The 26,377-nt window shown below is 44.6% G+C and carries 19 protein-coding genes; 12 read left to right on the top strand and 7 right to left on the bottom strand.

The features are described 5' to 3' along the window. Window positions 1–201: 201 nt before the first annotated feature. The 7 genes from G625_RS0101855 to G625_RS0101825 all read right to left on the bottom strand — a co-directional run bounded on the left by G625_RS0101855 (window position 202) and on the right by G625_RS0101825 (window position 7,959). Window positions 202–2,304, bottom strand: coding sequence for a DUF5702 domain-containing protein (locus G625_RS0101855; protein WP_049895581.1), 2,103 nt, complete (start codon window positions 2,302–2,304; stop codon window positions 202–204). After that, the gene (locus tag G625_RS23590; RefSeq protein WP_044931222.1) at window positions 2,304–2,633 is read right to left on the bottom strand and encodes a CRISPR-associated endonuclease Cas2; all 330 of its coding nucleotides are present in this window, start codon (window positions 2,631–2,633) and stop codon (window positions 2,304–2,306) included. The genes G625_RS0101855 and G625_RS23590 overlap by 1 nt, the downstream gene beginning before the upstream one ends. Before the next feature lie 196 nt (window positions 2,634–2,829). Beyond that, window positions 2,830–4,227 (bottom strand): hypothetical protein, encoded by a 1,398-nt coding sequence (locus G625_RS0101845; RefSeq protein ID WP_049895579.1) that lies wholly within the window; start codon window positions 4,225–4,227, stop codon window positions 2,830–2,832. 3 nt (window positions 4,228–4,230) lie between these two features. Then, entirely contained in the window at window positions 4,231–4,779 is a 549-nt protein-coding gene (locus G625_RS0101840; protein ID WP_242826573.1) for a type II secretion system F family protein, read from the bottom strand. Window positions 4,780–4,954: 175 nt separating this feature from the next. Beyond that, on the bottom strand, window positions 4,955–6,130 hold the full coding sequence (locus G625_RS0101835) for a CpaF family protein (protein WP_029199760.1): 1,176 nt from the start codon (window positions 6,128–6,130) through the stop codon (window positions 4,955–4,957). Window positions 6,131–6,132: 2 nt separating this feature from the next. Continuing rightward, window positions 6,133–7,287 (bottom strand): hypothetical protein, encoded by a 1,155-nt coding sequence (locus G625_RS0101830; protein ID WP_029199759.1) that lies wholly within the window; start codon window positions 7,285–7,287, stop codon window positions 6,133–6,135. A 30-nt stretch (window positions 7,288–7,317) separates the two neighbouring features. Beyond that, complete coding sequence (locus G625_RS0101825; protein WP_029199758.1) at window positions 7,318–7,959, bottom strand: prepilin peptidase; 642 nt, start codon at window positions 7,957–7,959, stop codon at window positions 7,318–7,320. Between the two features lie 443 nt (window positions 7,960–8,402). Between G625_RS0101825 and clpB the strand changes: the two genes are divergently transcribed. The 12 genes from clpB (at window position 8,403) to rfbH (ending at window position 26,292) form a co-directional block, all read left to right on the top strand. Further along, window positions 8,403–10,994 (top strand): ATP-dependent chaperone ClpB, encoded by a 2,592-nt coding sequence (gene clpB / locus G625_RS0101820; RefSeq protein WP_029199757.1) that lies wholly within the window; start codon window positions 8,403–8,405, stop codon window positions 10,992–10,994. 424 nt (window positions 10,995–11,418) lie between these two features. Continuing rightward, complete coding sequence (locus tag G625_RS0101815) at window positions 11,419–12,036, top strand: hypothetical protein (RefSeq protein WP_029199756.1); 618 nt, start codon at window positions 11,419–11,421, stop codon at window positions 12,034–12,036. A gap of 34 nt (window positions 12,037–12,070) precedes the next feature. Then, window positions 12,071–12,370, top strand: coding sequence for an STAS domain-containing protein (locus G625_RS0101810; RefSeq protein ID WP_029199755.1), 300 nt, complete (start codon window positions 12,071–12,073; stop codon window positions 12,368–12,370). 47 nt (window positions 12,371–12,417) lie between these two features. Beyond that, entirely contained in the window at window positions 12,418–13,212 is a 795-nt protein-coding gene (locus tag G625_RS0101805; RefSeq protein WP_029199754.1) for a hypothetical protein, read from the top strand. 230 nt (window positions 13,213–13,442) lie between these two features. Continuing rightward, window positions 13,443–14,858, top strand: a complete 1,416-nt coding sequence (locus tag G625_RS0101800) for an ABC transporter ATP-binding protein (protein WP_044931273.1) — start codon at window positions 13,443–13,445, stop codon at window positions 14,856–14,858. 14 nt (window positions 14,859–14,872) lie between these two features. Further along, complete coding sequence (locus G625_RS0101795) at window positions 14,873–18,556, top strand: glycosyltransferase (RefSeq protein ID WP_242826572.1); 3,684 nt, start codon at window positions 14,873–14,875, stop codon at window positions 18,554–18,556. Window positions 18,557–18,630: 74 nt separating this feature from the next. After that, complete coding sequence (locus G625_RS0101790; RefSeq protein WP_044931215.1) at window positions 18,631–19,440, top strand: glycosyltransferase family 2 protein; 810 nt, start codon at window positions 18,631–18,633, stop codon at window positions 19,438–19,440. Continuing rightward, the gene (locus tag G625_RS0101785) at window positions 19,418–21,235 is read left to right on the top strand and encodes a hypothetical protein (RefSeq protein WP_156884991.1); all 1,818 of its coding nucleotides are present in this window, start codon (window positions 19,418–19,420) and stop codon (window positions 21,233–21,235) included. Before G625_RS0101790 ends, G625_RS0101785 begins: the two co-directional genes overlap by 23 nt. Then, window positions 21,213–22,766, top strand: a complete 1,554-nt coding sequence (locus G625_RS0101780; protein WP_049895577.1) for a hypothetical protein — start codon at window positions 21,213–21,215, stop codon at window positions 22,764–22,766. The genes G625_RS0101785 and G625_RS0101780 overlap by 23 nt, the downstream gene beginning before the upstream one ends. 3 nt (window positions 22,767–22,769) lie before the next feature. Continuing rightward, a complete protein-coding gene (gene rfbF, locus G625_RS0101775; RefSeq protein ID WP_029199748.1) occupies window positions 22,770–23,543 on the top strand; it encodes a glucose-1-phosphate cytidylyltransferase in 774 nt (257 codons plus the stop codon). 169 nt (window positions 23,544–23,712) lie between these two features. Then, window positions 23,713–24,804 (top strand): CDP-glucose 4,6-dehydratase, encoded by a 1,092-nt coding sequence (gene rfbG / locus G625_RS0101770; RefSeq protein WP_029199747.1) that lies wholly within the window; start codon window positions 23,713–23,715, stop codon window positions 24,802–24,804. 144 nt (window positions 24,805–24,948) lie between these two features. Then, window positions 24,949–26,292, top strand: coding sequence for a lipopolysaccharide biosynthesis protein RfbH (rfbH, locus tag G625_RS0101765; RefSeq protein WP_029199746.1), 1,344 nt, complete (start codon window positions 24,949–24,951; stop codon window positions 26,290–26,292). Window positions 26,293–26,377 lie beyond the last annotated feature (85 nt).

The raw sequence follows: 26,377 nt of genomic DNA, 5'->3' as shown, positions 1-26,377 counted from the left end.
CAACGCAGGCAAAAATGAGCAGTGTTAATGAGAGAGTTGCCTCCACCGTATATGAAGAACGGCATGACGAATGAAGAAAAGTATTAAGTTGTGTGATGTATTTGTTTTTATTTTTATTTTCTGATTGCGTTTGTTCGTACTTGGAGTTTTGAAATAAGCGCAATTTAGGTTTAAATACTTTCATGGTCATGTCGGGCTCACTTAATGTGTATCATTTTTATATTTGTAATAGGTCGAAACCCTGAAAGAGTAATCTTTTTCGGGAACATTTCCTGCTATGAGATTTAAAACTCCGATACCGTACATAACGTGTCTCGTGTCCGGCTGGAGGTCAATTTCCAGAGCATATAAACATTCGTCTATGGAAAAAGTGGATTCCGGATCCTTACCTATTGTTCGAAGATTTTTTTCTATCCGGCTAAGCATCCTTTTGTTGATCTGAGTCTGATCCATGATGCCCTGTCCAAGCAGAAAGGTTCTTAAGTAATCTCTGTAGGAAAGGCCTTTTTTTGCTGCATTGTCTGCTTCAATGGATCTGCTGCTTCCGAAATCCAGTAAACCGCCTATATCCATGGACCAGGTTTCCGAATTATGAAAAACAGGCACGCGTCCGTTTGAGAGCAATGTCTTTACGTCTTTTATAGACTGGGCAAGAGCCCAGACTCCAAGAACAAAGAAGGTGAAAACCGATATAAGGGCAGGGTTTGCGGTTACACACAAAAAGGAAGTAACAAACGCCCTGGCTTCATTTCTTTTGGCGGTATCCGTGTAGAGATATATGAGATTAAGCCCTTCTCTTAAGGTGACAAGCTTTGTGACAAATTCCGATAAATTATCATAGTCACTTTCCTTACCCTGAAGAAGGTACTCAAGCTCCAGACCTGTATTTCCGCTTGGGGGAAGAGACTTTTTATCCTGGGTACCCTGATGATAGTAGTTGAAATACTTCAGTGCATATTCTCCAATAAGAGCTATTTCCACCGGATTGGCTGTGGAATCCGTCATAAAATGTGGATTACTGTCATTGACTTTTGCTTTTGATGGAATTGCCTGACCATCGGGAAGCACCATGGACAGCAGATTACCCTCTATAAAGGTGATGATATTGTCGAGAAGCTGCTTGTTATGGCTGTTTATCTCCGATACCTCGCCGTTATAGGTCACAAGTGGAAAACTGTTCCAGTCTGATGCGGCACTGCTGTAGAAAGCGCTTATCTCGTCATCAAAATCCTCTTCCTCTTCATCCTCCTCGTCACATTCAGCCATTGCTTCCTGAAGCCAGTCTTCAAATTCTATTACTTCGTTTTCCACACGGTCAGCTTCGCTCCGAAGCTCAAGAGTCTTTGCAGGCATGGCTTCTATTTCGGATCTTACGGTTCCGGTTCCCGAAACATAGCTTTCGTATTCGGAAATCTCCGCATCTATGGCGGCGATGCCCTCTTCGGAAAGGGATGACTTACGGGATTCAAAGTCGCTCCTTAGTTCAGAGACTCTTAAAGCGAGAAGATCCGCTGCGTCTCTGTAATCGGAAACCGCTGAGTCTATTTTGTCAAGGGATCTCATAAAGCTGTCTTTCGAACTGTAGAACCCGTCAGGGGATTCATTACTCAAATCTGACCATGCATCATAGTGACAGGCCTTGGAGCTTTTGGCTGTGGCGTCAACATTAAAAATAGCATCCTCCACCGCCTTTAAATCCTTGGAATCAAGAGCATATTTCTTTTGGAGCTCCCTTATTTCAGAGGTTTCGGAGGTACGCTTAAAGATATTCTGCATTTCCTCCGAAAGATCGGCTTCGTTTTTCTCCGAACCTGCAAAACGGATCAGAGAATCAACCATTCCGTACTTCATGTATTCAAGAATTTCTTCCTGAAAACAGGTATCCTCGGTGATATGAAGATGATCGCTGAGGTCAATGTTTTCCTCCTTCAGATTTCCGGGAAAAAGATTATGGGCACTTCTGTATGGTTCGGAAAAATCAAAGAACTCTTCTATGAGATCTCCGTCTGTCCGGTACTGAAGACCGAGCAGACGATAGTTTTCCCATAGTCCCCGATGGTACTGTGAGAAAAGAGACTCCATGGAGGCATCTGCCGCAACCTGCCAGTAGAACCGTTCTCCGACAGTTCTGCAGGATTCTGTTATCGTCAGCAGTAAGGCGGCGATCATGGTGAAACTCAGTGCCATAAAGATGGTCACTGATGATTTTGAACTGCCTGTGGTTTTTAATGGTCGGAGCCACGCGGAACTGAATGCCGTAAAAGAATCCGTAAGGCTCCTTTCTTTGGTACTTCCGTTAAACATTAATAAACGCTTTGAGCAGAGCTGTCGATCTGATCGAAGATGTTGGTGAGGAGGTCATTGATTCTTCCCTTGAATACAAGAACAAGGGCGATCAACACTACCAGAATCAACACCATTTCGATGGTTCCGATTCCGGATTCTCCGTTTATAACGTAATCCATATGGGATCTTACGGCTCTCTTTGCCTTCTGATTGCAGCAGAAAACAGAGAATTGAAGTCTTCTGAAAAAATCCATAAGCTTTCTTGCCAGATCCTCAAGGGGACCGAAGGGGCCGAAAGCAAAAACAGATAAGGGTGAAAAAAGCATAGATGTTGTTGTGATATTCATTTTGATTCTCCTTCCGAGGATATTTCCTCGTTTAATGATTTTTAAGTGGCACTTTTGTGCCCGCGGTTAATGATTTGTCCGGATTATCCCGGACGGGAAAAAAAGGGATTGCCGGTCCTTTCAGATTAGGACCATGTTTTATGGTTGAACGGATATTACTCCGAAAAAAAGGGGTTTAAAATGTGAAGGTGAAGCATTATCTTATGGCTGTGAGAGCCGGAACGATAACTATGACCATCACTATGCCAAGCAGCAGGAACAAAGGAAGCAGCAGTTTGGTGCCGGCCTCTTCTCCCAGACGTTTGGCTGTGGTTTTCCGCTGCTCGAAAGCATCATTCATTTCGAGCTCCAGCATGGCTCTGAGATTTTTTGTTCCATTACGGCGGTTCTGCTCGATAAGAGATACAAGCTTTGTATAAGACTTGAGATTTATGCGTCGCCCAAGGTCTAGATAAACCTCGGATTCCGGCATATTTCTGTTGAACTGAAAACATAGGGTTCTGAGCTCCCGGTAAAGAGGCCGATCCGGTTTCAGCTTCCTCTGAACCAGATTGTCATAGCCTTTGGAAATGGTTATAAAGGCATTTTTTATGGTGAGCCCGGCTCCGGTATAGACCATGAGCTTCGATACGAGATCGGAATAATCAAGCATGAGAAGAATCTCTTTTTTCTTTTTTTCTTCCTTTGCAAGAGAACCCTGACGAAGATATAAAGCCATGGCGGCTATCACACCGAGAAGAGGCATAAAAAGATAGGTTTGATCTGAAGGCTCATGATAGCTTAGGGCTCTTCCCTCGTGTTCTGTGGGAAGAGTCAGGGAATCATCACCAAGAGCGGACATATCAGCTGCATTTATCTTTTCCTTAAGGCTTCTCAGAAGAAGCTCATATTCACTGAATTCGGGAGGGATGACATTAACATAGATCTTGTAGGGCTCGGAGTGATACTTGATCTTAGTGTAGTCTTTTGCGGTATCATCCAGGGAAGATTTCTCCTCCGGGACTATATAGGTACTCATGATAAGTGAAAGGTAGCCTGTAACAACCTCACCTTCAGGTATGCTGTCATTATGCACCTGACCGTTATCGTCGATAAGATGTCTGTATTTTCTGTAGGATTCCTGATCCTCCGTTTCCGGATAAAAATCCCATGAAAGATCGACACCTCTGTCTTTAAGCTTCGTTAAAAGGTTTAGATCACGACTTACAGCCGCAAGACTCTCACCCTCATCCTTTATGATTATGCCTTCGATATTTTCGACGATATCCTGAAATACCAGATCGGCTTCCTCCTTACTGTAACGCCTGGGACTTACCTTTATATCCAGGGACACGTCCGAGTCATCACGTAAACCGGAGACCTCCAAAGTGAGATTTCTGTCACTGCTTCCATAGCTGTTTCTTTCTATGAGGTTCCCGCCGGTGATAATGTTTCCGGACTGGGAACTCAGAAAAACCAGAACACTGAGGAGCAGCGATACGCCTATGCAAAGCATCTGTTCCTTCAGCAGCTTCCGTGGGATTTTACCGAGCTTTAATGAAAGCTGTTTTATCCTGTTTTCAAAAGAGGTAATAAATGTATTTTTAGCTTTCATTTGTTACACCTCTATATCCATAATGCGGTTTGCAAGATAAACTGCAAGACAATACAAAAGAAGACATACAGTCATGGTTACGCGGCCGAGAGTCTGGGTGTAAAGAGACCTGAAGAAGTCCGGGGAAGAAAAATTCATATAGATTATGATGACGAAAGGAATGAGATTCATTACCTTCTGTTCATACTGCTTTGACGCATTCAGAGTTTTGATATCCTCCATTATCTGAACCTTATCCCTTATGATACCGGAGGTATGTGCGATGATCTGCACAAGGTTTCCGCCGTTCTTTTTCGCGGCGATGAAGATCTCTGCGAAATTGGATACATCATCCAGTCCAGAACGGTAAGCAAAATCCGAAAGCATCTCCTCCAAAGGTTTGTTGAGATCCATACCCTTTGTGAAATGTTCAAATTCTCTCACTATGAGAGCGTCCTCGGAGTACATATGCTTAAGCTCCGGAACCGAAACCCTGAAGGCATTTTCCGTTGAATAACCTGCACTAAGGAATGAGGACAATGTAGATAAGGCCTCTTTAAACTGATCAAGCAATTGCTGGCGCCTTTTTTCCACCAAAGTTTTTCTGATTAGAAAAGGGTAAATGAGGCATACCGGAAGTGCTGCCAGAAATACAGTCCTGCTTTGGTAAAATGTATAGCTCACCAGTGCATCGGCTGCCACCGCTGTAAGAACATGCCGGAGATATTCCGGTATGGTGAAGCTGTAATCATTGTAATTTATTAATGAGTTTGTCTGTTTGTTTAAGGGCCGAAAGCTTCTGAAGCTTTTCACCGTCGAATTTATAAAGCGGGTTAAGGACGATTTCTCCGTTTTCAACTCCAAGTACCTCCGATATTTCTAAAACACGTCTTTTCCTGTCATTTGTCCTGCCCAGGTGAATGACTACATCTATGGCAGAAGCTATCATATTTCTTATGGCGGGAAGAGGCAGATCTGCAGCCTGAAGTATCATGACTTCCATACGTTTCAGCATGTCTTTTGCAGAATTTGCGTGACCCGTGCTTATGGAGCCGTCATGTCCCGTGTTCATGGCATTGAGCATATCCAGGGCCTCACCGCCTCTGACCTCACCGACGATGATACGGTTTGGAGACATTCGGAGAGAGGCCTTTATAAGGTCCGCCATACTGACCTGTCCTTCACCTTCGGAATTTGCATTTCTGGTTTCCATGGAAACAAGATTATGAACATTCCGGATCTGGAGCTCCGCGGAATCCTCGATGGTGATAACTCTTTCCTCAGCCGGTATGTACTGGCTTAAGGCATTAAGGAAGGTGGTCTTTCCACTGTTGGTACCGCCCGAGATAAAGATGTTGTAGCCGGCTCTGGTAAGATCCTTAACAAAGGCTGCAGCTTCTTCCGACAGGGATTTATAGCTTATAAGCTTATCCATGGTGATGGGCTCCGGGAATTTACGAATGGTAAGAGTGGGTCCCTTTAATGCTATGGGCGGGAGAACCACGTGGACTCTGGAGCCGTCTGAAAGACGGGCGTCAACGATGGGGTTTGAAGTATTAACGGTACGGTTAACCTTACTAACTATGGACTGAATGACTTCTTCAAGCTGATCCTCGGATTCAAAGCTTCTGTTCCACTTTTCCTGATGACCGAAACGTTCGATAAAGATTTCCCGGTGGGAATTGATCATGATCTCTGTTATGGTCGGATCATCCAAAAGCTCTGAAAGAACATCCAGACGCCGGAAGCTGTTAAAGATGGCAGAACGGAGATAGAGTCTGTTTTTGAGACTTATGTCATTTCGTGACAGTAACAGTTCATCGATCCTTCCGTAGAGCTCTTCATCCTGAAGGTTCTGCTCGTTTTTAAGATCCGAAAGAATCTCCTGTTTTAGTTCTTTTTTTATTTCATTTAAAGTGTTCATGTTTATTCATATATATAATTCTGTACTACAGCCTTTGCGAAATTAATAAGAGGGTCTGAGGGATTCTCCATGGCATCAATATAAGAGATGTCCCGATCTGTTTCCGGAACCACGATTTTTGATATGTGACTGAGAGCTTCCGGAGCCAGGTTTTTTGAGAGATAGTTTTCGAGCTTTGTTATCTTGGAGTTTCCCTTAATGTCATCTGTTACCGGCATAAAGGTCCAGTCGCAAAGCGGCAGCAGACCCTCAATACGGCTTAAAATGCTGTCGGTATCAAGTATGATGGCATCCCTTCCTGAAACAGTTCTCAGGTGTTCAATGAATCCGACTATTTCCTGGGGAGTGAGAGTGGTTATGTCTTCCGGTGTCCTTACGGGAAGGATGGAGTCCATCTGAGCATCATGAAGTATGAGCTCCTGAAGCCGATCCCCCGTAAGCTTCCCCTCTTTATAAAAGTACATTGCCTCAGACAAGGTGCCACGGCACATAACGTCATCATCGGCCAAATGATGAGAAGAAACCTCCTCAAGAGTCAGATACAGAGGTTTCATATCCTTTTGCAATACCCTGGTAAGAGCAAGTGCAAAACGGGTTTTTCCGGAACGCCCGATGGGACTGTATATAAGGTAGAGCTTTGAATGTCTGCCTGATGCTTTCCTTTTGGAAGCCGCAGTATTATGTCCGTAAAAGGTCATGATCTCACGAAGAATGTTTTCGCCGGACTGATACTTATATATCCGGTACTTTCCGTCAGAACCGGAATGATGTACTTCGGCATCCCCGGATTCAACCGGTGTCTCAGAAAGCTTAATGATGGATTTTGCAGGTATCTGATATAAAAGGTCAGGTTCCGAAACCAGGGATCTTCCCGTTTCAAAGGAATACTTCCTGTCATAAGAATCTCCCGAACCATCATGGACGGAGGCAAAAGCAGATCCTGAATAGGTCTTGGCTCCGGAAATTCCGGAATTGTAGCTTTTGGCTTCGCTTCCAACCAGCAATTCTATGGGATGGTCCTGGGAAAAGTTCCTAAGATCATGATAATTATCGAAAGAATAAACCGTAAACGGACAGTTGGAATGGTTGGAAGCAAATTTTCTGAACCTGTCACAGTAGGTTTTATCTTCATCAAAGAAAGCAAGAATATGATGCATAAAAACTCCTTATCTTTAGTATGTTCACTCCTAAGTCCACAAGGGACTCCGGAGTGAAGTAGTGATCAGTCCCGGAATTGCACCGAGAAAAACAGGGATCGCGAGGGGAAGAGTACCTCTTTCCGGGAGCCTCAGGCAGATTTCAAAAATCCTGAAATCTATAAGAAGGCACTTAAGCTCCGGAAAGAGAAACTTTAGCTTTTGTTTGTAGGGGTGATAAAAAGCTGTAGGGATCTTTGTGGGCATAAAAAAGCATTTAGGGGTAATGTTTACTTTTTTACATATAGAAGATGCGAAAACTGTTTCAGCTTTGCTGATCAGAATAAATGCAAGTGCCAGGATGAGACCGGGTAGTAACAAATGAAGACCTTCATAAAAACCGGTCCAAGAGATGATAAGAGCGATTAGTTTGGCGTCTCCTGCGCCTGCATTGGTCATAGCGGTGAGAACGGACAGGATCAGAACTGAGACCAGAAAAGTTACAAGAAAGCTGAGTGAGTATGAAAGGTTGAAAGTACCTGTCATATGAAGAAAAGAGATACACCGGAAATTGAGAAATAATCCGAGTAAAAGATACATACCTGTAAAAGTATTTGGTATGCGCCGGTCATAAAGATCGGTGAGTGCTGAACCGTAAAGGAACTGCAGAAGAACCAGATGAGATACTGTCATGTTGCCTCCGTATGAATTTGTGTGCTCAGTATATGACCGATCTTCAGATATGCCTATAGTCTAAATTGTGACAAGGTCTGAAAAGAGACTATGTGTTCTTGAAAAACGGAGCAAAAAAGTGAAAAAGAATGCTTTATAAATAACGGAAAAGGCAGGCAAATGTATAAAAAGTAAAATCTATGGTGAAAATGCACAAAACAAACAGTTTATAAACTTACTAAAAAAAGTCTAAAATTAGCACTCGACACTTGAAAGTGCTAACAATCGAGATATAATCATTACTATAAAAGGGAGACAGAGAGAATCGGATTTTATCCGGGGAACCCTGACCGGAACCAAAGTAAAAGACATTAACAAAGAAAAGGGTTTTTAAGGAGCCGGATAGATCTGTATCTGTATGTCAGAAATAAACGGCGAAAAACAAGCGTTTATAGGAGGATATTATGAATATTAACAAGTTTACACAGAAATCAGTTGAAGCCATAAATAAGTGTCAGGATATCATTACAGAGTATGGAAACCAGTATGTGGAGCAGGTGCATCTTCTGTACAGCCTTATAACTATAGATGATAGTCTCATCGCCCAGCTTCTTAAAAGAATGGGAGTTTCCGTGGATGGCTTTAAGTCATCCCTTGAAGCTGAAATCTCAAAGCTTCCCAAGGTATCCGGAAACGGTCAGATGTATATGTCACAGGCTGCAAACCTCGCTCTTACAAGGGCTGAAGACCATATGAAATCTATGGGAGATGATTATGTTGCGGTAGAGCACATCTTCCTGTCCATAATCAAGGAAGCGGATCCTACGGTTAAGAAGCTCCTTAAGGAATATGACATCACAAAGGATAAGTTCCTGAAGGCACTTTCGGAAGTAAGAGGAAATCAGAGAGTAACCACAGATAATCCTGAGAGCACCTATGATACCTTAAATAAGTATGGCTATGAAATGGTACAGAGCGCAAAGGACCAGAAGATTGACCCCATAATCGGAAGAGATGAGGAGATCAGAAACATTATCCGTATCCTCAGCAGAAAGACCAAGAACAACCCGGTTCTCATCGGTGAGCCCGGTGTAGGTAAAACCGCAGTTGTTGAAGGCCTTGCCCAGAGGATAGCTGCCGGTGAGGTACCTGAAAGTCTTAAAGATAAAAAGATATTTGCCCTTAACATGGGTTCCCTTGTGGCAGGTGCAAAGTACAGAGGAGAGTTTGAGGAGAGACTGAAGGCAGTTCTTGATGAAGTTAAGCAGTCCGACGGGCAGATACTTATGTTCATTGATGAGCTTCACACCATAGTAGGCGCCGGAAAAACCGATGGTGCCATGGATGCCGGAAACCTTCTTAAGCCTATGCTTGCAAGAGGTGAGCTCCACTGTATCGGTGCCACAACTCTTAATGAATACCATAAATATATAGAAAAAGATGCAGCCCTCGAGAGACGTTTCCAGCCGGTAATGATAGACGAGCCAACTGTAGAGGATACTATCTATATTTTAAGAGGTATTCAGGACAGCTATGAAAGATATCATGGCGTATCAATTACGGACAATGCTCTGGTGGCGGCGGCAATGCTTTCCGACAGATATATCTCCGACAGATTCCTTCCCGACAAGGCCATTGACCTTGTGGATGAAGCCTGCTCCATGGTAAAGACCCAGATGGAGTCAATGCCTGAGGAAATGGCTGCCATGAAGAGCCATATCACCCAGCTTAAGATGGAACAAAGCTCACTTAAAAAGGAGGATGACAAGCTTTCAAAGGAAAGAGTTCAGGAGATAGAAAAGGAGCTTGCTGAGCTTCAGGAGGAGTTTGACGCAAAATCCGCCCAGTGGGAAAACGAAAAGAACTCCGTCGGAAACCTTCAGCAGCTTCGTGAAAAGAGAGACCAGATACGTAAAGAAATCGAAAAGCTTATGCAGACAGGCGATTATGAAAAAGCTTCAATGCTTAAGTATCAGGATCTGGCGCAGGTTGAAAAACAGCTTTCAGATGCAGAGAACAGCGTCCACAATGAGGACAAGGCTCTCCTTCAGGAAACGGTAACCGAAGAAGAAATCGGAAAGATCGTAAGCCGCTGGACAGGAATCCCTGTATCAAAGCTTAATGAATCCGAGAGAAGCAAGGTTCTTCACCTTGATGAAGAGATCCACAAGAGACTCATAGGTCAGGATGAAGCCGTTGAAAAGGTGGTGGAAGCCATCCAGCGTTCAAAGGCCGGCATAAAGGATCCGGGAAGACCTATAGGTTCCTTCCTCTTTATGGGACCTACAGGTGTAGGTAAGACAGAGCTTGCAAAAGCATTGGCCCAGAACCTTTTTGACGACGAAAATGCCATGGTTCGAATCGACATGTCAGAGTACATGGAGAAATATTCCGTTTCCAGACTCATCGGTGCGGCTCCCGGATACGTTGGCTATGAAGAAGGCGGTCAGCTCACTGAAGCCGTTCGCCGTAAGCCCTACTCGGTAGTCCTTTTCGATGAGATAGAAAAGGCACATCCCGATGTCTTCAACATCCTTCTCCAGGTACTGGATGACGGACGTATCACAGACAGCCAGGGCAAGACCGTTGACTTCAAAAACACCATAATCATACTTACAAGCAACCTCGGTGCCCAGTATCTTCTCGATGGCATAGACTCAAACGGAAACATCACGGAAGCCGCCAGAAAGAACGTTAACGACGAACTCCGGAGAGCCTTCCGCCCCGAGTTTCTGAACCGTCTTGATGAGATCATAATGTTTAAGCCTCTCAGCAAGGACAACATCGGCCACATCACAGACCTCATGATAAAGTCCATCAACAAGAGACTCGAAGACAGACAGATCTCCATCGAGCTCACAGATTCTGCCAAGGAATACGTCGCAGACTACGGCTACGAACCACAGTTCGGTGCCCGTCCTCTCCGCCGTTTCATCCAGAAAAACGTCGAAACACTGGTAGCCCGCGCCATCCTCGAAGACCAAGTTCAGGAAGGCGACAAAATAGTAATAGACCAGCATCTCGGCAAACTTTCTACAGAAATAAAGCACTCTTAAATAAAACACTTCTACCCCCAAAAGCTATCGGATTTCCTCTGGAAATTCGATAGTCTTTTTTTGATGATAACTGTAAGGCCAGTGATGAGTAAGGTCAGAGCATGGGGGCAGCCGGTTAAAAACGTTGAGCGAGGACGAGAAAAATCAGAAACAGCCCCCTTAGCGGCTCTTGGTTCCCTTTTCCTTAGCCCCCTCGCCAAGTCAGAGTTTTCATAAGAGAAAATCTCTGACATTGGCGAGGGCCTAGAGCCGCTTAGGGGGCTGTTTCAGATTTTTCCGCCGCAGCGACCCGTTTTTAACCGGCTGCCCCCATGCTCTGACCGCCCCATTCCTCCGAATTGTATGATAAAGTTAAAAAATTTTTGAGACATCCAGCCACTTAGGGTGTAAAATAGAAAAAGTATGAATGAAAGGAGATCGTGGCATGAAGAAAATGAGTGAAATCAGGATCAACGGCGGAGATGAAAGCACCGAAGAAGCATTGAACGCAGTTGATAAATACATCAGAAGCAGAGCACTGGAAAACAAAAAGGCCATTCACTTGAGACTTGTTTGTGAAGAAACCTTAGGTATGGTGCGTGCCATGACCGGAGACTTTGAGGCCCTGTTCTGGATAGAAGAAGAAAACGGAGAATTCAGGGTAAGACTTCAGGCAGAAACCATCATGGACAAAGGAAAAAAGGAAGCATTGCTCTCCGTTTCCACAAGCCATGAAAACGCAGCGGCAAAAGGCTTTATGGGAAAAATAAGCGATATCATCCAAAACGGACTTTTGAGTTTTGATGAAAGCGCAAAGCTTCAGCAGGAGTACGGCGTAGGATATGATTTTATGTCCATGGGACTCATGGGAGAGTACCCCGCAGCAGGAGTCCCCATGATGTGGTCACTTGAGAACTACAGAGGTACGATTCAGGACTCTGAGGGAGAAGAAATGGAAGATGCCAGTGACGAACTGGAAAAGTCTATAGTTGCAAGTCTTGCAAAAGATGTTATAGTTGGTGTAAAGAATGATCATGTTGATCTGACTATAATATGTAAATAATTAAAACTATAAAAACAGAAAAGGAAGAAATAGTATGTTTAACATCACAAAGAAAAAAGAGGACAGCAAATTAGATCTCGTACTTGAGGGACGCCTTGATACAACAACAGCACCTCAGCTTGAGCAGGAGATCAATGCAGAAATCCAGGACGTAACTGAGCTTACATTTGACTTTGCAGCACTTGAGTATATCTCCAGTGCCGGACTTCGTGTTCTTCTTTCAGCTCAGAAGAAGATGAATAAGCAGGGAAAAATGGTTATCAGAAATGTTTCCGAGGAAATCGATGAGATATTCAATGTAACAGGTTTTTCAGACATTCTGACCATTGAATAAACCCTGTGATATACTCAAAAAATCACAGAGTATTTCAGGAGACAGTAATGAAGCTTAATAAAATAAGAAACACTGCCATTGCCGTTATGGCTCTTTCAATTTCTATGAGTATGACAGGTCTTTCCGACTGGCAGTATACTTTGTATGGTCCCATAGCCGTTTGGACCGATACAGCAACCGGAGTGCAGACCACTGTTTATGCAGGACAGCCGGCTCCCGACGGAACACCTGCTCCAAATCTTACTCTTACAACACAGGCAGTGACAAAAACTGATACGGCTGCAGCCATAGAGGCAGCCAATGCGGCTGCAGATGCAGCAAAAGCGGCAAGGGGAGGCAATACCACCAGTGAAAGTACTGCTGCTCTTAATGCAGCGGCAACCGCAGCAGCCAATATCGGTATGAACACCAATATGGTAACTGTTGTGGATCACGTTATTTCCAACAGTAAGGCAAGCTCCCTTACCAACAGCCAGCTTCCTACGATACAGACCTCTGATCAGACACTGGCAAACTCCACCGGAATAGCTGATGGAACCTATGTCGGTCCCGGAAACAGCGTAACAGCAAAGATATCCGGAACTCAGGGCGTACAGACCGGAACCTACAGCTACAGAGTCAGCGAAGGTCATCTGGTAACCAATGCAGCAAGCCCGGAAGTAGGAAAGTCACTTTCCACGGGAACTACAGCGGCAGCAAACACAAGCACTAAAGCTGCCACAACCCAGAATACAACATCCTCCGCACCGGCAACCACTAACAGCTCAGCCGTTGGTTACAACGGAACACTTCCATCCACCGGCAGCAGTAACATAGCTACATACCAGACACCGGGAGCCTAGAGCCGCTTAGTGGGCTGTTTAAGTTTTTTCTGCCGTAGCGACCCGTTTTAAAATGGATGTCCTCCGGATCTGGACTGCATATGTCTAGTCCGAACTGTGACCGGTGTGGCAAAACATGAAGAAATATGTTATTATATTCTCCAAATGTGCATACGCACATCTGGAGAATTTTTTTTATGGCAGATAATGAAATAAAAAACACAAGCGAAAAAGCCGGTGATAATGAAAGTATGGTGGACAGCGACTTTGTCATAGACGTAAAGGATGTGACAAAGATCTACAGGCTCTACGATCAGCCTATAGACAGACTTAAAGAGGCTGTCAGCCTGACCCATAAGAATTATCATCGTGATTTTTATGCTCTTAATCATATAAATTTCAAGGTCGGTAAAGGTGAGTCTGTGGGAATCATCGGAACAAACGGTTCCGGTAAATCCACTATCCTTAAGATCATAACCGGAGTCCTTACCCCGTCAGATGGTGAGGTGAACATAAAGGGTATAATATGTGCCCTTCTTGAGCTTGGTGCCGGGTTTAATCCGGATTATACCGGTATTGAGAATGTCTACATGAACGGAACCATGATGGGCTTCACAAAGGAGCAGATGGATGAGAAGCTTCAGGAAATCCTGGACTTTGCAGATATCGGGGACTTTGTGAACCAGCCTGTAAAAAGCTATTCCAGCGGTATGTTCGTAAGACTTGCTTTCGCCATGTATGTGGCCATGGATCCTGAGATACTCATTGTGGATGAGGCTCTGTCCGTAGGAGATGTTTTCTTCCAGGCCAAGTGCTATCACCGCATGGATGAGCTTCGCAGGAACGGAACCACCATTCTGATGGTTACTCATGATCTCGGATCCGTAATGAAATACTGTGACAGAGTTGTCCTTATAAATAAAGGTGAAAAAATCGCTGAGGGAAAGCCCGGAGAAATGGTGGATCTTTATAAAAAGATCCTTGCAGGAAGATTTACGGAAGAGGATAAAAAGAATATTGAGAAGAAACGGGATGCAGAGGCCGCTGTTTCTTTTATAGAGGGTCAGGATTTCGGAGTGGACAGCATTGGCGGAGCCGCTATGAGGGATGCGGAAGAATCATTCGGACCGGAAGAAGGTCGTAACGATCCAAAGGATGATATCCATCATAACAACGGACATCTGATGCAGGATGAACTTAATCTGAACCCTAATCTTCAGCATTATGGTGACGGAAGAGCTTCAATTTATGATCTCGGAATCCTTGATCAAAGAGGCAAGGTGACAAACGTTATAGTTAAGGGGGAGACCTTCTCCATAAAGGAAAAGATACGTTTCAATGCGCCTTTGGAAGCTCCGATTTTTACATTCACAATAAAAGACAAGAGGGGTGCGGATCTGACAGGCACCAATACAATGATCGAGGAGTGCAGCATAGATCCCGTAAAGGAAGGGGACGAATATGTCTGCACCTTCACACAGCGGATGACGCTGCAGGGAGGCGAGTACCTTCTAAGCATGTCCTGCACAGGTTTTGAGCAGGGAGAGCACGTAGTCTATGACAGAAAATATGATGTAGCATCCATTACGGTGCTCTCAAACAAAAACACAGTCGGTGTTTACGACATGGAGTCGAAGGTGACTCTGGAAAGGCATAACAAACAATGAGTTTCACACACCATATGACCAATTTGATAGAGTGGTTCTATTTTGACGATATGACCACAGGCATGGAGAGAGATGCCTCAGTTCTGGTACTGGGAGACAAGGAGTATACTGCTCCCTTCAGAGAACTTCTTGAAAAGAGAGTCCGTAATGTCTCAAGAAGACTTGATGAGACGGTATATGATTACATTATCATACCTGTTCTCACAGAAAGAGTACTTAAGATATTCAAGGGTGATCTCGAAGGTATGTTCAGGTCTCTCTCCGGCACCTGGCTTAAAGAGGGTGGCTGCATCATGCTTGGTATGCAGAATGCCCTGGACATCGACCGTCTCTCCTCCGGAGAAAAAGATGGAGACACCGTATATATGCGCTGGTCAGAGGTTAAGTCGCTTCGGGAAAGGTTAAAGGAGAGTGAGCCCGATTCAAAGGAGTGGATGTATTATCCCGTTCCCGAATTAAAGATGCCCCTTAATTTCTATACTGATGAGCGTTTGCCGGGACCCTCTGACGAAACCGAGAAGATAGGTCTTCTGGTAAAGGAAAACGAATTCCAGGAGTTCGCGCCTTCTTACTTCTACATTTTCCAGCCCCGGGGTTCACACAAAAGCCGGGCGAAGGATTACAGAAAGTATCGCCCCATATACATTAAATACAATTCAAGCCGTAAGCCGGAGTACGCCATAAAGACACTTATTTATAAGGACAGCAGGGATATAAAGCATGTGGCAAAGTCAGGCATTACACCTGAAGCCAATGCTCACATCGATTCTCTGACAGCAAAGGCTAAGGAGCAGCGTGAGGTTAATCCTACGCTGGAGGTACTAAAGGCTGAGGAGACAAGTCATGCTCTGGGAGATTTCCAGCGATTAAGCTACCAGATTTATCCCTATCTTGAAGGAAAGAATCTCGGAAGACTCCTTGCGGATCTCATAAAAGACGGAGTTGCTCCGGTAAAGGAGCTTGTGGAATCCGTTGATATGGTTATAGGCAAGAGAGACGGTGAGATAAAACCGGCAAATCTCGACTGCCTCTTTGATAATGTTATCATGGTTAACGGTAAGCCCACCCTCATAGACTGTGAGTGGGTACTGACCGAGGCTGTGGATGTAAGATTTTTACAGTTCAGAATACTTTATTACTGGTATCTTTCCTACAGAAATGAGCTCAGTTATGATGATCTCTTCGGATTTATGCGTAACTTTGGATTCACTACGCCGGAATGCAATGAGCTTCTTGATAAAGAGCAGGAATTCCAGGTTTATGTCCACGGAGACGGCCGGGACAGCAATATCAATGCTTACTACGAGAACAAGGTGACTGTCCACAGATTCAATGAGCTTAAGGGAAGACTTGCGGTAGCAGAGAATGACCTTATAGTACTAGGTCAGAGAAACGAAGAGAATAAGATCGCTCTTAAAAAGGAGCGTGAGGTTAACCGGCTGACTGCTGTTCACGTAGCGAACCTTACAAAGGTCATCGAGATCCATGAGAGAGACATTGAAACTCTCATAAAAGAACGGGAATACTATAGACTTCGTATGGGAATCAGGGGAAAGCTGTCTCAAAAGATAAGCAATGCCTATAACAGAAGATTCCCGGTGGGCTCCCGCAAACGTAAGGTGCTTTACTATATCGGGCAGAGCTTCAGACACCCGGTTAAAACATTACCGCTGTTTTTCACTGCGGAGGGCAAGAACCGTATAAGAGGCGACTTCAATATAGGATCTGCCTACAGTGAGTACGGAAAGGTAAGCTTTGAAAAAACAGATACTCCTCTGGTAAGCATCGTTATACCCTGCTACAACCAGATTAACTATACTTATCAGTGTCTCATAAGCATCAAGGAAAACACGGATTTTCAGAAGACTCCTTACGAGGTCATCATAGCAGATGACGTGTCAACGGATGCCACAAGAGAGATCGGTTTTTATGCAGACAATCTGGTTATCGCAAGAAACCGTGAGAATATGGGCTTCCTTAAGAACTGTAACCAGGCAGCCGAGATTGCCAAAGGTAAGTACATTTTCTTCCTTAACAATGATACCAAGGTTAATGCAGGCTGGCTTGATTCGTTGGTTTCGCTTATAGAAAGCGATGATTCCATCGGTATGGTGGGCTCCAAACTGGTATATCCCGACGGACGTCTCCAGGAGGCCGGCGGCATAATCTGGTCAGACGGCTCAGGCTGGAATTACGGAAGACTCCAGGATCCGGAGGAGCCGGAATACAATTATGTAAAGGAAGTTGACTACATTTCCGGTGCAGCCATCATGATCCGTACCGATCTCTGGAAGGAAATCGGCGGATTTGATGAGAGATTCGCTCCGGCTTATTATGAGGATACGGACCTTGCTTTTGAAGTGCGTAAGCATGGAAAGAAGGTTGTGTTCCAGCCGAAATCCGTTATCACTCACTTTGAGGGAGTGTCCAACGGAACGGATACCCAGGATACTTCGGGACTTAAGCATTATCAGGTTGTTAACCAGGAGAAGTTTAAGGAGAAGTGGGCTGAGGAACTGAAAAACCAGTCTGTTAATGATGGAAATCCCAATCCTTTTGCTGCCCGTGAAAGAGGACAGAACAGTAAGTATATCCTGGTGGTGGATCACTATGTGCCTACCTGGGATAAGGATGCGGGCTCCAAGCTTGACTATCAGTATATGAAGCTTTTCAAGAGCGTTGGCTACAAGGTTAAATTCCTCGGAGACAATTTTGCTCATGAAGAGCCTTACACTTCAGAGCTTCAGCAGATGGGCATCGAGGTACTGTACGGAAATACCATGCAGGCCGGCATCTGGGAGTGGATAGATAAGAATAAGAAGTTCCTTAATATCGCATATCTCAACAGACCGCACATTGCAACGAAATATATTGATTATTTCCGTGATAACACCGATGTAAAGGTTATCTACTTCGGTCATGACCTTCATTCTCTCCGTCTCATGAGAGAGTATGAGCTTAATCATGACGAGAATACCAGGGAGGATGCAGAGTACTGGCACAACATCGAGTATGGTGTTATGCGTAAGGCTGACGCAAGCTACTTCCCGTCAGAGGTTGAGGCTGAGATCGTGCGTAAAGAGGATCCTACCATCAATGTCAAAGGCATTACCGCCTATGTATATGATGAGCCGGCGGTGCTGGATGAGGATTATGCAAACAAGCAGGGACTTCTGTTTGTGGGTGGTTTCGGACATCCGCCAAACAAGGATGGTCTTCTCTGGTTTGCAAACGAGATCCTTCCGAAAATCAGAGCCCGTATTCCGGATGTAGTGCTTAATGTTGCCGGATCAAAGGCTGATGAAGAGGTGCTCGCTCTTAACAACCGTCCGGATATCAATGTTCTCGGCTTTGTTACCATCGAACAGCTGGATGAGCTTTACCGTAAGAACCGGGTTGTAGTGGTACCTCTCCGTTACGGAGCAGGTGTAAAGGGCAAGGTTGTCGAAGCTCTTCATGCAGGGGCTGCAGTGGTTACCACCTCCTGCGGAGCAGAGGGAATACCTGAGGCAGAAACCGCTCTCCACATTCAGGACACTGAAGATGGCTTTGCCGAAGATGTTATAAAGCTTTATAACAACAGCTATGATATTGAGAATATGTCCAGGAGGGCAGTACAGTTCATAAAGGATTATTACTCCCCTGAGGGAGCATGGAACAAGATCCGTGATGATTTTGAATCAGATTACAGGAAGTGAGAAGCTTTTGGATCAGATTTAAGGCTTCGTGACAGATATTAAAGAAAAACGGTATCTGTGGGAGGATACAGAGTGTGAAAAAGTATAAGCATTGCTTTGCGGTAGCTGCATATGGTGAATCCGAATATCTTCCTTACCTTCTTAACTCTCTGAAAAACCAGAGTGTGGAGAGTAAGGTTATCATCTGCACCTCCACTCCCAATAAGTTTATCACTGAATGCAGTGCCAGGTTCGGGTATCCCGTTTATGTAAGAAACGGGCATCACGGACTTAAGGAAGACTGGAATTTTGCATATGAAGAGGGGAGCCGTCTGGCTCCTCTCGTAACCATAGCCCACCAGGATGACCTGTATTTTCCGGACTATACCAAAGCTCTTTTAAATGCTTACCATGTATTTCCGGATATGTCTCTTTTCTGCTGCCGTTACGATACTATAGACGGCGAGGGAAATACTATCCCCGGAACTTCGGAGTGGGTAAAGAGAATCCTCAGATGGCGCTTAAGGGATCATTGTAAAGCCCATAAGAAAGGTGTAAAGCTGTCAGCATTAAAATACGGAAACGGCATAGGTTGCCCAACCTGCACCTACAATGTTTCCTACTGTCCTGCGCCTCTTTTCAGAAACGATTATAAGTTTGTGATAGACTGGGAGACTCTGGTAAGACTTGCAAAAGAGCCGGGAAGGTTCATAGTTATCGAGAAATCCCTTATGGCTTACCGCATCCATCCGGGAGCTGAGACCATGCGTAATATCGAGAACCATAACCGTGAGCTGGAGGAAGAGGAGATGTTCAAAAAGCTGCATCCTGCACCCATAGCGGCATTACTCATGCATTTCTATAAGAAAGCATACGGAGCATATGAAAATAAAAAAGATAACTAAACAACAAGTGCGAATGGTGCTTCCTGCACTTTTTGCACTTATTTTAATTGGCTTGTTTGTGAACCGTAACATTCAGATAAGGGGACTCTACGGAGATGATCTTTATCTCTGGTCCTATTACGGAGAGGAAAACTTCTGGGAGTACACCTTCCCTATGAAAACAAAGGGTAATTTCAGGCCTTTTTACTGGGCTCTCAGTTACCTTGAGTTTGTCATCGTGGGGCGGCATGTAAACTACTATGCCTTGTTCAATACGGTGATAAACATAGCTGTAGCCTTTATGATATATTTCTTTTCCCTGGGATTCACAAAGACCTTAAAGCTTAAAGGGAGGGAAATGGCAGCGGGACAGCTGGTATCGTTTTTTACTGCGGCCATGTATCTCTGTTCCCATTTTGCCGGATACCAGATAGGACAGGTTCTGGGACTTCTGGAGACTATGGCCCTCAGCCTTGCACTTTCCATACTTTACCTTCTTTACAGGTTTTCGGAGAGTGGACAGAGTATTTATTATGGACTTGCCTGCATTTGCTATTTTCTTGTGTTGTTCACCCACGAGAGGTTCCTGGCATTGTTTCCGCTGTTTTATCTTTCACTGCTCTTAAACAGAATTCGGGTAAAAAGCAGAAGTACAGGGAGCGTCTCGAAAAACAAGCTTTATAGTGATGAAAGTTTAAATGAGAAAGGTTTTGAGAAACAGCAAACATCCGTAGCTTTTGGAAATATGGATTTTGGAGAAGCAAAAGAACTGAAGGGATCAAAATCAGGTTCAGGAAAAAAATCTAATTCAGATGATGTTCTGAAAGCAGCCATTCCTCTTCTTGAAGTTATGTTTTTCTTCGGAATCAGGCGGATCATCGCCGGGCAGGCGATGCCGGTGGGTACGGCGGGAACAAAGGTTTCCGAAACCTTCGAGCTCGGACAGGCATTTATGTATGCCCTGCAGCAGGTGCAGTACATCTTCGGAGTTAATGCGGGGGCAGCTTATCTCTGCGGAATCAATTGGAGGGAAATGTCTCTGTGGGCGCACTTACTCGTATACGGAAGCTGGATCGTACTCTTTGTTATGATTTTTTACTACATAAGCGAGATTATAAAAACAAAGGATCCGCTATATGATATTTTACAAAACCTGTTGTTCATAAGCTTCATAGCCTTATGTATCGGCTGCAGCTCCATAACCGTAAGACTCGAAACACGGTGGATTTATGTAAGCTACACTGCAGCACTTCTCTATATTTGTTATATGTTCGGGAAGCTGGCAGAGGCAAAAACCGCGAAATCAGGCCGTTCCCAGGCAGTGGACAACCCGGAAGCCCATGTGGATAACCGCTCCCGACGGAGGAAAACAGAGAATTTTCCGGCCGGTAATGTTATATGTTTTGCGGTAATGTTTATTCTCTACTGTGGTCTCATGATCCCGGTGGAGCAGCTTTACAGAAGTAATTTCAGAAATATATTCTTCTTCACCGAGCTTGACAGAGTGAACTCTCTTGCGGATCAGACCATAGGAAAGTATCAGAATTTTCTGGGAGTCCGTCAGACCTATATTTTTTACAATAATTATGGTATGACTGATTTTTACGGGGAGTATTTCTATAAACCCTACGATCCGGAGAAAACCGGTCAGGGATCGGAAGTACATTTTATCAATGATGTGTCAGAGCTTCCGGAGCATGCAAGCTATGATAATTCCGTTATACTGCTTGAAAGCTCAGATCAAAGGGAATATATAGATATAACAGATCAGATATTCGGAAAGGCAGATTGGGATGCCATCACACAAAAGGGATAGCATAAAATTAAATTACGGTTCAGAGGGAAAAGCCCTTAACTACCATGAGGCAGTGAATGAAGCGAGGACACAAAGCCCTGTCTATAAAGTATGGAGCAGCACAGTGATGCTCCTCCCGTTTTTGGGGACAGTCTTTCTTTTATGGTATATAAAAGGAGCATCCATCGATGTGGTGTACTCTGATTATATTAGGCTTATAAACAGCTATCTCCCGGATACTCTGGCAAGAGAAAGCTTTATGGTGCCGGACATACTTACCCGTATCCCGGTCACCTACCTGATAAGATGGTTTAATGTCACCTTTTTATCTTATTCTGTGGACTTTGACAGAGTGCTGGGCATATTGGGAGTGCTCCTTATGATGATTTCCGTGAACCTCTATATTAGAAGAACGCGGCTCAATGTGTTTTCCGTACTTGCACTTATGGCAGTGGGCTTCAGCCTTAACAAGTGGGAGCTTCTCCTTAATGGTTCGGGCTACCCACATTTCCTGAGCTACGGACTCTTCTTTTATAACTACTATATTCTGGAAAGAGTTTTTACAGGTACCAAAAAGAAATATGACGATGTGCTTCTGACTGTGCTTCCCTATATAGCACTTCTGGTTTCGGGCCCCTATATTGTACAGTATTGTGCAGCCCTTATTACAGCAGCTTTCTACATGCTTATGATAAAAAACCGGAATGTGGACAGAAGCCGTATCCCTATATATGTTATAACCACAGCCATACCGGTGCTGATGTTTCTGTGGAGCAATTCCATGGCAAGATATGAATACGCAGGAGCAGCTGATGTGACACTTATGGAAGTGCTGACAGAGCAGACCGGATTCACGGTTCACTTTATACTTAACGGTTTTGCATCTGAAGTGATGGATGGTTCATGTCTTGAGTCAATGCTGGGACTCGGAGCCATAGACTACAGTGAGATATATCTCACCGGTGCACTTGTGGTTGCAACCTATTTAATAGCATTTATACTGTTCTTCAGGAAAGGCATTTACAGAAAAACAGTATTTCCCCTTATACTTATGGTCAGCGGACTTAGCAGCCATGCACTGGTATTTTTATCGAGGTATATTTTTCTTACAGAAATTTATGCCTGGCAGAGCAGATATTCGCTCCAGTATATGCCGGGAGTCCTTGGGCTCATAATGATCTATGGCCTTCTGTTTACGGACTGGTATGAAAAATATCTTATATACAGGCATAAAGAGAAAAGACTGGAGCCCGGAAGCAGAAAGAGACGGAGAAGTAATCCCGGAATCCTTTCGCTTGTGTCCCTGTTTTTTGCATTGGCAATCCCGGTTTTGTTTATAGCAGGAACCCTTGTCACCAACAGGGTAGAGATAAACAATATGCCCTATAGGAAGATATACTTTGAATCCATAAGGGAAGCTGCATTAAATGCTGACGATTACACCGATGATGAACTTAATGCGATTTTTGAGTATAATCATGGTGCCAATAAGGTTAGACACGCCATATCCGTTCTTCAGGATAATAAGCTTAATGTCTTTAGTGGGAGATAGAAAATGAAAGTATTGATTTTAGCAGGTGGATTCGGAACACGTATTTCAGAGGAATCACATTTAAAGCCAAAGCCCATGATAGAGATAGGCGAGATGCCCATACTCTGGCATATCATGAAATACTATTCAAGCTACGGCTATAATGATTTCATCATACTGGCGGGCTATAAGCAGTATGTCATAAAAGAGTTTTTTGCGAATTACTTCCTGCATAACTCGGATGTCACCTTTGATCTCAGTAATAACAGTATGGAAGTCCATAACAACATGAATGAGCCCTGGAAGGTTACCATAGTTGATACGGGACTCAATACCATGACCGGAGGACGTATCAAGAGAGTGCAGAAGTATGTGGGGGATGAGCCCTTCATGCTTACCTATGGTGACGGAGTGTCCGATGTAGACATTAGCGCTCTTGAAAAGTTCCATAGAAGCCACGGAAAGATCGCAACCATTACTACAGTATCTCTCGCCCAGCAGAAGGGCGTTCTGGATATAGATGACAACAACAGGATAAAGTCCTTCAGGGAAAAACAGAATGAAGACGGAGCCATCATAAACGGAGGTTTCATGATCTTTAATCCAAAGGTCTTTGATTATCTGACCGGTGACAAATGTGTCCTTGAGCGGGAGCCAATGCATAAGCTTGCAGCTGATGGAGAGCTTATGAGCTTCTATCACCCGGGCTTCTGGCAGTGCATGGATACCCAGAGAGAAAAGAAGCTCCTTGAAACCCTTTGGGAAGAGGACAGAGCTCCCTGGAAAAGATGGAAGTAAAACATCCCGAATTGTATTGCTGGTTCGTCGATAGCGATATACCGGCTTCGCATACCGGAAACCCATAAGCGGGTAGGGTAAAAACCCCTATTTGATTCAGGGTGAGCTGTGAGTATTGAAGGGTCCCAAATTTCCCCGGGATTTATGAGATCGCTTTGGAGAAGAATAAATGTCGAAATTTACAGAATTAAAAAACTATTACAGCGGAAAAAGGGTGCTGGTCACCGGGCATACCGGGTTTAAGGGCAGCTGGCTGTCCCTGATGCTGAGGATGCTTGGTGCAGAGGTCTGCGGCTATGCATTGGAGCCCCCTACCGAGCCATCCCTTTTCAGGATACTCGGTCTCGAAAAAATTATGGCCTCTGAGACCGGAGATATCAGGGATTATCAGCATTTAAGCTCCTTCTTTGAGAAGGTAAAACCTCAGGTGGTTCTTCACCTTGCGGCCCAGCCCATAGTGAGAACTTCCTATGAGATACCGAGAGAAACCTATGAGATAAATGTTATGGGTACCGTCAACATACTTGAGTGTGTGAGAAAAAGCCGTGAATTTGGGGATGACAGGGTAAAGACCTTCCTGAATGTCACCACCGATAAGGTTTATGAAAACAGCGACCTCATGGATCATCCATTTAAGGAAGAAGAAAAGCTTGACGGTTACGATCCCTACAGTAATTCAAAGTCCTGTTCCGAGCTTGTGACCCACAGCTACACAAAATCATTTTTCGGTGATAAGGATCCGGTTACCCCTATCTCCACAGCCCGTGCCGGTAATGTTATCGGCGGAGGTGATTTTGCAAGAGACCGTATCATCCCCGACTGCGTAAGAGATACAGTTTCGGGAAACAGCATTCATGTGAGAAATCCCTACAGCACGAGACCCTATCAGCATGTCCTGGAGCCCCTTTACGTATACCTGCTCATCGCCATGAGACAGGCTGAGAACCCGGAGGTTTCCGATTGTTATAATGTTGGTCCCGACGAGTCGGATGCCATCACAACAGGAAATTTGGCGGATAAATTTGTGGCCTCCTGGGGTGAGGGCGCAAGGTGGCATACAGAAGCAGAGAGCAACGCTCCCCACGAAGCATCATTCCTGATGCTTGATACCGGGAAGATCAAGAAGACCTTGGGCTGGGCTCCCGTATGGCACGTGGATGAAGCTGTCCGTGAAACCGTTAAGTGGTACCGGGCATGGCATGACAAAGAGGACATGCTGAAATATACTGAAGAGCAGATTAAAGGATTTCTGGCGGATTAATAAAATTATTAACTTGATTCATGATTTCATAAAATATGCTATATGATATTGCATTATCTATGATCATTTGAAAAGAAAAAAGTCGGAATGAGACTAACACGAATTTAAAGCCTGAATCAGGTAAATATAACATTTAGAAAGAGAATTATTATGGAAAAAACAGAGCAGCAGGCAAGACAGGAGATACTGGATCTTGTATCTGAATATGCAAAAAAATATAAAGTACCGGCAAAGCCCTATGAGGAGGGGGACCGAATCCCTTACGCAAGCCGTGTATATGATGACAAAGAAATGGTTAACCTTGTGGACAGTGCTTTGGAGTTCTGGCTCACGGCAGGAAGATTCACGGATAAGTTTGAGCATGAATTCGGAAAGTACCTGGGAGTTAAGTATGTGAGTCTCGTGAACTCCGGTTCCAGTGCCAATCTTCTCGCCTTCAGTACATTAACAAGTCCTCTTCTTAAGGAGAGACAGGTGAGACGCGGAGATGAAGTCATCACAGTTGCGGCGGGATTCCCCACAACCGTAACCCCTGTAATCCAGTACGGGGCAGTGCCTGTTTTTGTGGACGTGACATTACCCACCTGTGACATAGATGTTACAAAGCTTGAGGATGCCTTAAGCAAAAAAACCAAAGCGGTTATGATAGCCCACACTCTGGGAAATCCTTTTAATCTAAAGGCTGTAAAGGAATTTTGTGATAAGCATGATCTCTGGCTTGTGGAGGACAACTGCGATGCACTGGGCTCCACCTACACAATTGACGGAGAGACAAAGCTTACCGGCACCATCGGTGATATCGGAACCTCCAGCTTCTACCCTCCTCATCATATGACAATGGGTGAGGGCGGAGCCTGCTACACCAACAACCCGCTGCTTCATCGTATCATGAGAAGCATCAGAGACTGGGGAAGAGACTGCTGGTGTGCGCCCGGAAAGGACAATACCTGCGGCCATCGTTTCGACGGACAGTACGGCGAGCTTCCAAAGGGATATGACCATAAGTACGTTTACTCTCATTTCGGATATAACCTGAAGGCAACAGACATGCAGGCTGCTGTGGGAGTTGCACAGCTTGAAAAGTTCCCGGGATTTGTTGAGAAGAGAAAGCATAATTTTACTTATTTAAAGGAGCTTCTCATAAAGGGCGGTGCTGAAGAAAAGCTGATACTTCCTGAGGCAGAGCCGGATTCGGATCCAAGCTGGTTCGGTTTCCTTATGACCTGTAAAGAAGGTGTTGAAAGAGAGCAGGTTGTGAGATATGTGGAGGATCACGGGGTTCAGACCAGAATGCTTTTTGCGGGAAATCTCATAAAGCATCCATGCTTTGATGAAATGAGAAAAACCGGCGAAGGATACCGCGTTGTTGGAAGCCTGGAAATTACAGACAGGATCATGAAGGATACCTTCTGGGTAGGCTTATATCCCGGTATGACTGACGAAAAGCTCAGCTACATGGCAAAAATCCTGCTGGAAGCATTAAGATAAAGTTTGAAAGTAAAGCTTCTTACTTTATTGGTGAGTCAGGTGCGGATCCGGATAAATCCGGTTTATGCCTGACTCATGGGAGTAA

It is taken from the genome of Oribacterium sp. NK2B42 (assembly GCF_000424445.1).
GTDB lineage: Bacteria > Bacillota > Clostridia > Lachnospirales > Lachnospiraceae > Oribacterium.
This window is presented reverse-complemented; position numbering and strand designations above follow the sequence as displayed.

What these genes read in the sequence shown, in the direction of transcription:
- G625_RS0101855 (WP_049895581.1), bottom strand. Translation starts at nt 2,304, where the DNA reads ATGTTTAACGGAAGTACCAAAGAAAGGAGCCTTACGGATTCTTTTACG.
- G625_RS23590 (WP_044931222.1), bottom strand. Translation starts at nt 2,633, where the DNA reads ATGAATATCACAACAACATCTATGCTTTTTTCACCCTTATCTGTTTTT.
- G625_RS0101845 (WP_049895579.1), bottom strand. Translation starts at nt 4,227, where the DNA reads ATGAAAGCTAAAAATACATTTATTACCTCTTTTGAAAACAGGATAAAA.
- G625_RS0101835 (WP_029199760.1), bottom strand. Translation starts at nt 6,130, where the DNA reads ATGAACACTTTAAATGAAATAAAAAAAGAACTAAAACAGGAGATTCTT.
- G625_RS0101830 (WP_029199759.1), bottom strand. Translation starts at nt 7,287, where the DNA reads ATGCATCATATTCTTGCTTTCTTTGATGAAGATAAAACCTACTGTGAC.
- G625_RS0101825 (WP_029199758.1), bottom strand. Translation starts at nt 7,959, where the DNA reads ATGACAGTATCTCATCTGGTTCTTCTGCAGTTCCTTTACGGTTCAGCA.
- clpB (WP_029199757.1), top strand. Translation starts at nt 8,403, where the DNA reads ATGAATATTAACAAGTTTACACAGAAATCAGTTGAAGCCATAAATAAG.
- G625_RS0101815 (WP_029199756.1), top strand. Translation starts at nt 11,419, where the DNA reads ATGAAGAAAATGAGTGAAATCAGGATCAACGGCGGAGATGAAAGCACC.
- G625_RS0101810 (WP_029199755.1), top strand. Translation starts at nt 12,071, where the DNA reads ATGTTTAACATCACAAAGAAAAAAGAGGACAGCAAATTAGATCTCGTA.
- G625_RS0101805 (WP_029199754.1), top strand. Translation starts at nt 12,418, where the DNA reads ATGAAGCTTAATAAAATAAGAAACACTGCCATTGCCGTTATGGCTCTT.
- G625_RS0101800 (WP_044931273.1), top strand. Translation starts at nt 13,443, where the DNA reads ATGGTGGACAGCGACTTTGTCATAGACGTAAAGGATGTGACAAAGATC.
- G625_RS0101795 (WP_242826572.1), top strand. Translation starts at nt 14,873, where the DNA reads ATGACCAATTTGATAGAGTGGTTCTATTTTGACGATATGACCACAGGC.
- G625_RS0101785 (WP_156884991.1), top strand. Translation starts at nt 19,418, where the DNA reads ATGAAAATAAAAAAGATAACTAAACAACAAGTGCGAATGGTGCTTCCT.
- G625_RS0101780 (WP_049895577.1), top strand. Translation starts at nt 21,213, where the DNA reads ATGCCATCACACAAAAGGGATAGCATAAAATTAAATTACGGTTCAGAG.
- rfbF (WP_029199748.1), top strand. Translation starts at nt 22,770, where the DNA reads ATGAAAGTATTGATTTTAGCAGGTGGATTCGGAACACGTATTTCAGAG.
- rfbG (WP_029199747.1), top strand. Translation starts at nt 23,713, where the DNA reads ATGTCGAAATTTACAGAATTAAAAAACTATTACAGCGGAAAAAGGGTG.